Below are 9,450 nucleotides of genomic sequence, written 5' to 3'. Positions count from 1 at the left end.
AAAATTGGTCACGAAGGGGAGGCTGCTGTTCAGCCTGTCAATCCCGAGTATACGGGTTCAATTAGTAGCGATACTGTAAGTGCTAATGGCACGCAAGAAGTGGGTCATGAGGGTGAAGCTTGGGTTCAACCAGCTACACCAGAATATACAGGACCAATCAGTGCTAATGGCACGCAAGAAATTGGTCACGAAGGGGAGGCTGCTGTTCAGCCTGTCAATCCCGAGTATACGGGTCCAATCAGTAGCGATACTATAAGTGCCAATGGTACACAGGAAGTTGGTCACGAAGGTGAAGCTTGGGTTCAACCAGCAGCGCCAGAATATACCGGTCCAATTAGTGCTAATGGTACCCAAGAAGTTGGTCATGAGGGCGAGGCGCTCGTTCAACCAGCCGCACCGGAATATACAGGCCCAATTAGCGCCAACGGAACTCAAGAACCAGGCCATGAAGGCGAAGCCACTGTTCAGCCAGCGAATCCAGAATATACAGGTAAACTTGAAGCTAAAGGTACTCAAGAACCAGGTCATGAAGGTGAAGCCACTGTTCAGCCAGCTAATCCAGAATATACAGGCAAACTAGAAGCTAAAGGAACCCAAGAACCAGGTCACGAAGGTGAAGCCCTGGTCCAAGCTGATAACCCTATTCATACCCCAGTTGTAGGAAGTATCACAGAGACTGAAACGCAAGCCATTGATTATCCTATCGAAGTTATCACTGATGATAGCAAGTATGTGGATGAAGAAGTTGTCGAACAAGAGGGGCAAAAAGGTAGCCAAGAAATCCAGAAGATTTACCAAACCATTGATGGTGTCAAGGTTGGTGAGCCAACTATTGTGTCAGGTAAGGTTATCGAGGTGCCACAACCTAGAAAAATTCGTCGTGGTAGCAAGTCTCTAGACGGAACAACGACTGAAGAATCTATTGTAGAGCTTCCATTTAAGGAAATTATCCAAGAGGATGATAGTCTTGAAAAGGGCACTCTTAAGGTTGTTCAAGAAGGCCAAAAAGGTCAAAATAAAATCACCAAGGTCTATAAGACCTATAAAGGGAATAAGACGTCTGAGGCACCAACTATCACTGAAACCGTGCTCGTTCCTGTTCAAGACCGTATCGTTCATAAAGGAACTAAGGTGTCAGAAAAGCCTGTGCTTACACTGACACAGATTGACAAGGATGATTTGGGTCGCAGTGCTAAACTGAGCTACAACTTGACTAATCCAGGTTCAGCAACCATTACGACTATTAAAGCGGTCCTTAAGCAAGATGGACAAGTTGTCCAAACACTTGATATTCCTAGCACGACCTTGACTGCTGACCTAACCAACTTAGCTTATTACAAGCCTTATACACTTACGACAACCATGACCTTTAATCGTGGCAATGGTGAGGAAAGTCAAGTTTTGGAAGACCAAACCATCCAACTTGACCTCAAGAAAGTTGAGATTAAGGACCTTGCCCGTACAGATTTGATTAAGTATGACAATCAAACAGAAGTGGATGAGACCCGTCTGACAGCTGTACCTCAAGACCTCACGAATTACTACTTGAAAATGACTTCGGCAGACCAGAAGACTACTTACTTGGCAGTTAAGTCTATCGAAGAAACAACAGTTGATGGCAAAGCGGTTTATAAGGTAACTGCAGAAGCAGATAATTTGGTGCAACGGGATGCCCAAAATCACTTTGCGCAAACTTATAGCTACTACATTGAGAAACCAAAGCCTAGTCAAGCTAATGTTTACTATGATTTTGGTGAGTTGGTCAATGCCATTCAGGCTAATCCATCAGGTGAGTTTAGACTTGGTCAAAGCATGAGTGCTCGCCACATCGTTCCAAATGGCAAGTCATACATTACCTCAGAATTTACTGGTAAGTTGATTAGTGATGGTGATAAACGCTTTGCCATCTATGATTTAGAGCACCCATTGTTTAATGTCATCAATGGCGGAACTATCAAGAATATCAACTTTGAAAATGTAGACATCAATCGCCCTGGTCAAAATCAAATCGCAACCATTGGATTTAACCTTAAAAACAAAGGTCTGATTGAAGATGTTAAGGTGACTGGTTCAGTGACCGGTAACAATGACGTTTCAGGTATTGTCAATAAGATTGATGAAGATGGTAAGATTGAAAATGTCGCCTTCATCGGTAAGATTAACTCTGTTGGTAATAACTCAACAGTTGGTGGGGTTGCTGGCTCAAACTACATGGGATTTGTTAACAGAGCCTATGTGGATGCGACTATTACGGCCAATAATGCCAATGCCAGTATGCTGGTACCATATGTCACCTACATGCTTAATAGCTGGAAGTCAGGAACCAAGGCTAGAGTAACAAACTCAGTAGCTAAAGGTGTGCTTGATGTTAAAAACACAAGATATGTTGGTGGTATTGTTGCCAAGACTTGGCCTTACGGAGCTGTTCAAGACAACGTGACCTATGCCAAGGTTATCAAAGGTCAAGAAATCTTTGCTTCTAATGATGTGGATGACGAAGATGGTGGACCTCATATCAAAGACCTCTTTGGCGTTATCGGCTATAGCTCTGCCGAAGATGGCACTGGTAGAGATACCAAGAGTCCGAAAAAACTCAAACATTTGACTAAGGAAGAAGCTGATAAGCGTGTTGAAGGCTACAAGATTACAGCTGATACATTTGTTAGTGAGCCTTACGATTTGAATACCCTTAACAATGTTTCTAGTCCATCAGACTTCGCCAATATTCAAGATTATAAGCCTGAATATAGCAAGGCTTACAAGAATATTGAGAAACTTCAACCCTTCTATAACAAAGATTATATTGTTTATCAAGCAAACAAACTGGCTAAAGACCATAACCTGAATACCAAAGATGTGCTCTCAGTGACACCAATGAAAGACAGTAATTTTGTCACAGATTTAAGTGATGCTAACAAGATTATTGTTCACTATGCTGATGGTACAAAAGATTACTTCAAGCTTTCAGATAGTTCCGAAGGATTGAGCAACGTTAAGGAGTACACTGTTACTGATTTGGGTATCACGTACACCCCAAATATCGTTCAAAAAGACCACTCAAGCCTCATCAACGGTATTGTCAATATCCTTAAACCAATTGAGTTGCAGTCTGACCCGATTTACCAAAAACTTGGTCGTACCGGAGGAAACAAGGTCAATGCTATTAAGAATCTTTACTTGGAAGAAAGCTTTGACGCTGTTAAGGCTAATTTGACTAACCTTGTCACTAAGCTGGTTGAAAATGAAGACCATCAACTCAACCAATCACCTGCTGCCCAACAAATGATTCTTGACAAGGTTGAGAAAAATAAGGCTGCCCTCCTGCTAGGTTTGACCTACTTGAATCGCTACTATGGTGTGAAATTTGATGATGTCAATATCAAGGAACTCATGCTCTTTAAACCTGATTTCTATGGTAACAATGTGGATGTTCTTGACCGCTTGATTGAAATTGGCTCTAAGGAAAATAATATCAGTGGTTCAAGAACATACGATGCTTTCGGTGAAGTTCTAGCTAAATATACTAAATCTGGGGATTTAAACGACTTCCTCAACTACAATCGAAAACTCTTTACCACTATTGATAACATGAATGACTGGTTCATTGATGCGACTAAGGATAAGGTCTATGTTGTTGAGAAAGCTTCTCAAAACCAAGGTGTCGGCGAGCACAAGTACCGTGCTTATGATAACTTAACCCGTGGCTTGCATAGAAAGATGATTCTTCCTTTGTTGAATCTTGATAAGACACAGATGTTCTTGATTTCTACTTATGACACCATGTCTTATGGTACAGCCAATAAATACAACACGACCTTGGAGAAATTCAAGCCTGAGATTGATTTGGCTGCTCAACGTCAAATTAACTATCTTGATTTCTGGCAACGATTGGCTACCGATAAGGTTAAGGACAGATTGTTCAAGGATATTGTCATTCCGGTCTGGGAAGGTTACTATGTCTGGGGTCATGGTTGGCCAGGTTGGCCAGATCGCTACGGCCAATTTAAAGACAGTAAAGATATCTATGCGCCAATTCGTGAAATCTATGGCCCAGTCGGCGAATACTATGGAGATAATGGTGCTGTGGCTGGTGCTTATGCGTCTATTTACGACAATGCCTACGATAACCGTGCCAAGGTAACCTTTATCATGTCTAATGTGGTTAGTGAGTACGGAGCCTCTGCCTTCACGCATGAAACGACCCACATCAATGACCGTATTGCCTACTTTGGCGATTATGGTCGTCGTGAAGGAACAGACGTTGAAGCTTATGCCCAAGGTCTTCTTCAATCACCAGCTACTCAGGGTCACCAAGGTGAATACGGAGCACTAGGACTCAATATGGCCTTTGAACGCCCTAACGATGGTAATCAATGGTATGACACAAATCCAAACAAGTTGAATTCACGTGAAGCCATCGACCGTTACATGAAGGGTTACAATGATACCCTCATGCTTCTTGACTCACTTGAAGGGGAAGCGGTCCTTAGTCAAGGCAACCGGGACCTCAATAATGCTTGGTTCAAGAAGGTCGATAAGGAAATGCGTGGTAGCAGCAAAAATCAATACGATAAGGTTCGTCCTTTGAACGATAGTGAAAAGGCTATGACCTTGACCTCTATCGATGACCTTGTGGATAACAACTTCATGACCAATCGTGGACCGGGCAATGGTGTCTATAAACCAGATGATTTCGCTTCTGCCTATGTCAATGTGCCTATGATGTCTGCCATTTATGGCGGAAATACCAGCGAGGGTTCTCCTGGTGCTATGTCCTTTAAGCATAATACTTTCAGACTCTGGGGTTACTACGGCTATGAAAAAGGCTTCCTAGGCTATGCGACGAACAAGTATAAACAAGAAGCCAAAGCGGCTGGTAAGAACACCCTTGGCGATGACTTTATTATTAACAAGATTTCTGATGGGAAGTTCAACTCATTAGAAGCCTTCAAGAAAGCCTACTTCAAAGAAGTGAAAGACAAAGCGTCTCATGGCTTAACACCAGTAACGATTGATGGCACAAGTGTAGCCTCTTACAATGATTTATTAACCTTGTTCAAGGATGCTGTTGCCAAAGATGCAGCAAGTATCAAGACGGATAAGAATGGTAATAAGTCAGTGTCAACAAGTCATACGACTAAACTCAAAGAAGCTGTCTACAAGAAACTCTTGCAAGAAACAGATAGTTTCACAAGCTCTATTTTCAAATAATAGCTCAAATAATCCCTCTTGGAAAACATCCAAGGGGATTTTTGAGTCTTGTCAAAAAATTAGCAGAGAGAGGTGTTTTCTATTATTGTACTGGCAATAGGGAAAGCATAAGGTCAGCTTATCACCGATTGATCTTGTATTTTTTAATCCTTATCATAAAAAGAACATAAAAGAGTAGCGTGGAGACGGATTTTTAATAAATGCGGTCTGCTTATGAAAGTGTTTTGAAAATTATAAAACTGACAAAGTGGTTCATTTTGGAAAGTTTTGGTTAGAACGCTTTGATAAATCAAAGGATTTAGATAAGGGGCTAAAATTAATGTTTTCTAAGAGAAATTAAATTAACAAACAATTATTAGTATATATTTGACAATTTAATAATTATGGTATAAAATGGAAGACGTATATAAAGTAATTTGGATATTGAGGAATTTTATTACTATGAGAGATATGTTTAATAAACGCCAACATTTTTCATTACGGAAATACAGCTTTGGTGTAGCCTCTGTTCTTTTGGGAGTTTCAATCTTTTCAAATGCACAGGGCGCACAAGCTGATGAAACGGTAGCACCAGCTACTACAGGTATGGCAACAACTGCTGAACCTGATGTGGTTGTAGAACAGTCAACACCGGCAGCGGCATCAACGGCCCCAACAACAACAGAAAACGCACCAAGCTCAGTGTCAACTGTGGCTTTGGCCAGCGAACAGCCCCAATCAGCAGCACCAGCCAGCCAGGCAACTTCGACTAGTCAAACAGCAGCTAGCTCAGAAGTAGCGTCACATGCTGCTTCACAAGCTAGCTCTGAGTCTGCAACAGCGCAAGCAACTTCAGTGGCTACAAGTGCACAAGCCCTTAGCTCAACAGCAGCTACTGAGGCTCCTGTAGCTGATCAAGTGTCAGCTCAAACGACTGGTGCAGCCACTTCAGTTGCAACAGCAACAGAAGCTACTAGCACAGAATCAAAGGCTGTTAATAGCGCCCTTAAAGTAGCTACAAGCGAGTTGGCTGTGACAAGCAGCGAATTAAACGCAGCCGAAGCTAGTCTTAACTCTGAAAACCTCATCAATGCTATGGGACTTGCGGTCGCAAACCGTGACCTTCGTCCAGTTGATGCACTCACTGTTTTGACCAATGCTGGAGCAGGCTCAACCAACCCTGACTTGACTAACCTTGGCTATAAGTTGGACTATTTGCCAGAACGTCAACAGTGCTTTGTTAACATTGACTACATCAACCACCTTAAAGTCGGTCGTGATAGCGATGGTGTCATGAGAGCTTATGACTACATTGACGATGCGACTGGTAGATATATGGTTGTCGTAAACTATGCCAACCTTGGTATTATCGACTATGTGGATGAAGCTGGAAATAAGATTCCAAACTCTTCAACCTACCGTATTAACAACTCTACTGAAACAATCACAGCAAACGGTAAAACTTACAATAAAATCTATGATGCCGGTATAACAGAACTTCCACCAGTGCCAGCAGGTTACCGTATCAAGTACGCATCTGCTGATAAGTCTAGAGCTAATGCTTATGTGGATGTTTTGAAAGCAGAACGTCAATATGATTATGTTAACGGTATTGCAACGATTCGCTCAAATCGTTCTTGGGCTTACAATCAAAGCCGTGTCGTTGACCTCGTTCAATTTGCCAATGGCGCTCAAGGTTTAGATGCTTCTATTGATGCTAATGGTGGCGGTCAATATTTGGCACCAGGTTACCATTACCACATTATCGTTGAAAAAGACACTAAAGATGTGACTAAGGCAACCAGTCAAACCGTTAGCTACACAGGTGCTGATGCTAAGACACCAGCTGCTAACACTCAAAACGACTTTAGCTTTAGCGGTAAAGAAGATCCTACAACTAACACAACAACTTGGACAGCAAGGAGCCATACTTACGGCACAGTTAAGACTCCAGTTGTGACTGGCTACTATGCGGATAAAGCAGTAGCAGGTGGTAAGAAAGTTACTCCAGATGCCCCAGATGCAACTGATACAGTGACTTACAAGGCCTTTGGTAAATTCATTGCCGTTGATGAAAATGGCAATCCAATTCCAGGTGTCTCAACAACTGCTTATACAAACGATCCAGATGATGCGACTAAGATGATTGCCATCGACAAGACAATTCCAAGTATCGCTGGTTACACTGTTAAAGCCCTTCCAGTGTCTCCATCAAATCCTGGTGAAGATACACGTGTCGTTTACGTAGCTATTGTTAATGATGTGACTAAAGCTACTAAACAAACGGTTACCTTCCAAGGTGCAGGTGACAAGACACCAGCTGCAGATGTAAAATCTGACTATACTTTTGCAGGTAAAGATAACCAAGCAACTGGTAAAGTGACTTGGAATGAAGCTAGCCACACCTATGCTAGCGTTAAGGTTCCTGTTGTAACAGGTTACTTTGCTGATAAAGCCCTAGCAGGTGGCAAGACAGTTACTCCAGATGCTCCAGAAGCAACTGATACCGTAACTTATAAGGCCTTTGGTAAATTCATCATTGTGGATGAAAATGGCAATCCAATTCCAGGTGTTTCAGATACTGCCTACATCAACGATCCTAACGATCCAACTAAGATGATTGCTGTTGACAAGAACTTGCCAACTATCCCAGGATACACTGCTAAGGTTGTACCTGCGACACCAGGTGATTTGTCTAGCGATACTAAGGTTGTCTATGTTAAGAATGATCAAAAAGCAAGTGTTACTTATCGTGATGAAACTGGTGGTTCAACGCTTGAAACTGTTTCTTTGGCTGGTAAATCTGGCGAAGCAGTTGGTTATTCAACAGCTGAACGCATCAAGCACTATCAAGACCTTGGCTATGTCCTTGTGACAGATGGATATCCAGCTGGCACAACATTTGATTTGGACAGTACGGTAGATCAAGCTTGGACAGTAAGCTTCAAACGTGTTGCGCTTGACTTTAATCCAGATGATGCTCACGAACCAGGTACACCAATCTATCCTAACCAACCAAATGGTCCAAAATGGCCTGCTAAGGATGCCTACCTCAAGGACGTGACTTACACTGTTCATTATGCAAGTAAAGACAGCCATGCGAAATTGCCAGCAGACAGTGTTCAAAAGGCACAATGGAAACGTTCATTAACTCTTGATTCTGTAACGGGTGATATTCTTACAACTGGTGAATGGAAGGCCGATAAGACTAAATTTGACCTCGTCCTCACACCTTTGGTTAATGGTTACTTCGCTGATAAAGGCCGTGTAGCTGCTCAAGATGTTACTATGGACAGCAAGGTTGAAACGGTTACTTACACTAAATTTGGTAAGATTATTCCTGTTGACGAAAAAGGTAACCCAATCCCAGGTGCTGAAGGAATCGCTTACACAAATGACCCTAATGACCCAACTAAGGCTGCTATGACACTTGTTCCTGAAATTAAAGGTTACAAGGCTGATAAAACTGGTGTGACACCAAGCAATCCTGGTGAAGATACTAAGGTTGTTTACAAGTTGGTCAATGCAGAACCTGCTAAACCTGCAGTTAACAAAGAAGTTGGTACAATCGTCGTTATCTACCGTGATGAATATGGTAACCAAATCAAGATGCCACTTGTTATCACTAACTCTGTTGGTGCTGATGTTAACCTTCACGGTGACCGTTACATCTACCGTAATGGTGTGAAATACGAATTGATTCGTCAAGAAGGTAAATCAACAGACAAGATGACTGAAGGTCAAACAGTTGTTACTTACATCTACCGCAAGGTTGAAGATGGTTCAACACCTTCAACTGCTAATGGTGGAAGCTCAACTTCTAAAGCTGTTAAAGCAACTTCAAACGGTGCTAAAGGATCTAAGGGTTCAGGCTCAGCGGCTGATGGTGCTTCAGACGGTAAAGGTTCAGATAAGAAGAAATCTGGAAATAAAGATGGTAAGAAGGCAGATGGTTCTGATAAAGCTAAAGAAGGCGATGAACAATTGCCAGTAACAGGTGACTCAGGTAACAACCTAGAAGCAATGGGTGTTGTTGTCATGGGACTCATGACTGGACTTGCAGCTATGAACCGTCGTAAAAAACAAGACTAAGATTTCCTATCTTATCTCTCATAAATACTAAAAAACTCTTTCGAGTGTGAATTGCTCGGGAGAGTTTTTTTTGTCTTTACAGATAAAAAGCAAGAAACGTCACTAAGTTTGTGACTCTTTTAAGCAGTATTCAGTTTGATAAGGTACAATAGAGTAAGACAAAAGGAA

2 protein-coding genes are annotated in these 9,450 nt (G+C 42.0%); both read left to right on the top strand.

The window, feature by feature from the left end:
* A partial coding sequence (locus tag HMPREF0848_RS05180; RefSeq protein ID WP_008535108.1) for a ZmpA/ZmpB/ZmpC family metallo-endopeptidase occupies positions 1-5,211 on the top strand: 5,211 nt, incomplete at its 5' end.
* Between the two features lie 441 nt (positions 5,212-5,652).
* Positions 5,653-9,282, top strand: coding sequence for a mucin-binding protein (locus HMPREF0848_RS05175; RefSeq protein ID WP_037608978.1), 3,630 nt, complete (start codon positions 5,653-5,655; stop codon positions 9,280-9,282).
* Positions 9,283-9,450 lie beyond the last annotated feature (168 nt).

The sequence above is a fragment of the Streptococcus sp. C150 genome (assembly GCF_000187445.1).
Taxonomy (GTDB): domain Bacteria; phylum Bacillota; class Bacilli; order Lactobacillales; family Streptococcaceae; genus Streptococcus; species Streptococcus raffinosi.
Note: the sequence above shows the minus strand (reverse complement) of the source record. Positions and strands in the feature narration are given on the sequence as shown.

Coding starts and splice junctions, on each gene's coding strand:
- HMPREF0848_RS05175 (WP_037608978.1), top strand. CDS start 5,653: ATGAGAGATATGTTTAATAAACGCCAACATTTTTCATTACGGAAATAC.